The sequence below is a fragment of the Campylobacter concisus genome (genome assembly GCF_902460625.1).
In the GTDB taxonomy this organism is placed as follows: Bacteria; Campylobacterota; Campylobacteria; order Campylobacterales; family Campylobacteraceae; genus Campylobacter_A; species Campylobacter_A concisus_AD.
In genome coordinates this window covers 160075-161732 of sequence record NZ_CABPUT010000003.1, presented here as the reverse complement: position 1 = coordinate 161732, position 1658 = coordinate 160075, and the positions used below count along the sequence as shown (strand labels likewise).

The 1658-nt window shown below is 28.0% G+C and carries 2 protein-coding genes and 1 pseudogene; all 3 read right to left on the bottom strand.

All coding sequences use genetic code 11. The features are described 5' to 3' along the window. Positions 1–248: type VI secretion protein IcmF/TssM N-terminal domain-containing protein (locus F3G69_RS09540; RefSeq protein WP_262483413.1), on the bottom strand; the 248-nt coding region annotated here is incomplete at its 3' end. A 16-nt stretch (positions 249–264) separates the two neighbouring features. Next, on the bottom strand, positions 265–1344 hold the full coding sequence (locus F3G69_RS09535; protein WP_149714358.1) for a type VI secretion protein IcmF/TssM N-terminal domain-containing protein: 1080 nt from the start codon (positions 1342–1344) through the stop codon (positions 265–267). Between the two features lie 78 nt (positions 1345–1422). Beyond that, positions 1423–1658 (bottom strand): annotated as a pseudogene (locus F3G69_RS09265) (type VI secretion system baseplate subunit TssG); the annotation flags it as partial.

Sequence of the window (1658 nt, the reverse complement as noted above, 5' to 3'; positions counted from 1 at the left end):
CCAAATTTATTTAAGTTGGCTTTAAAAGCTATCTCTTTTAAAAATGATTTTACAAAATAGCTTTGTTTGCTATAGTTATTTACTGCTCTTAAAAGTGGTTTTTTGATGTTATATCTATCGCAAATAGTGTTTGTAAGGTAGTTTATAGGTATATTTTCTTGATAAGCACTGACGAAATAAATTCCATTTATGGTTGAGCTATTTTTAAGTGCATTTTGAGAGCTTAGCTTTGTTACAAAATCTTTCACTAAAGCAAAAAAATTATCAAGTTGTTTTAAAAAGAGATATGAGCGTTTTTTTATCTTCCAAGAGGTGTGAAATCGAGTTCTTACTCATGAGATGTTTAAATAATGACTCGCTTAGGTTTTTTAGTTCAGTTTCTAGTGATTGTTTTGAGAAATTTGGATCTAAATTTATTCCTAGAGCTTTATTTGCCACATCTTCATTGAAAAGCCTGAAATAATCTCCCATACCATCTATTAAGTCAAGTTTGCTAAAAACAATATAAATAGGGAATTTAATATTTAGATGTTTCTCGCAGTCATTAACCCTTTTTATCATATATCTAATTAATTCATCAAAATATTCTTGCGTGCCTTCAAGGAATTTTTTAGTATCTATGATTAAAACCGCACCGCTTAATCTAGCGTTAAAATCATTACGTTTTAAAAAGTGTAAAAATTCACTCCAGATACTTTTTTTAAGCAAGTAATCCCTATTTTTATCCACATCATCTTCAGGAAGCTCTTCAGTAGCTGTTGGCTGATATAAGCTCTCTTGTGCAAAATGTATACCCTCAGTATCCAACAGTGCACCAAATTTTGAAATATAAAGATTAAAGTTTGTCGTACTTTTATGTATTTTTTTATAAGTATCCAAACTATCGGATAGTGGAAATTCGATATTTGAATAGTTTATAAATGCGCTCTTTCCAGCACCTTCATTACCCATTATCATTATTAAAGGTAATTTTTTAAAATTTATATCTTTTTTCCATGTTGTTTTGGCATCTTTCAAAGAAAGCATAAAATTTCTTTTTGCCTTACCAAAACTATCCATAGACTCTTTTTTTATCTCTTTTAGCTTATTGTTTTTTTCATCTTTTTGAGATGCTAAATAGTGCATTAGTGGCTTAATTAAAACAAAAAACAAAATAACTGCCCAAAATGCAATTAATATAGTGACTCTTGAACTTATACTAGCAAAGCTATATACATCGTTAAAAGCTATAAGTGGAGCGTAAAGCCAAAATAAGATGCTTAATGCAATAGAAGCTACCAAAATGGTGCTGTGTTTAAATCTAAAAAAGACAAAAAATCTTCTTAGGTAATCGATAAATGCCATTGATGCACATCCTTTTACAAATAAATATATTTCTTTAATGTAATAATAACAAATATTTTAGATTTTATATCTAAAAATTTAAGAGCAAAGCCTAAATTTTATAAAATTTGACATATTTTTATTACTTTTAAGCCTTGCACCAAGGCCTATTTTACTATAACTTTCATCCATTCCAAGCTTTAATTGCATCTTTGGAGAATAGTTTATTTTTATGTATAAATCAGCAACAAATTCATTGTTTGTAAAAAAAATAAGAGTATCTTGAAGCTCTTTAAACTTTCTTCTTTTTGGGAAAAAATCAATAGCTTCTTCAT

Excerpts from the sequence above, each read along its gene's own strand:
- F3G69_RS09535 (WP_149714358.1), bottom strand. The coding sequence starts at position 1,344 with ATGGCATTTATCGATTACCTAAGAAGATTTTTTGTCTTTTTTAGATTT.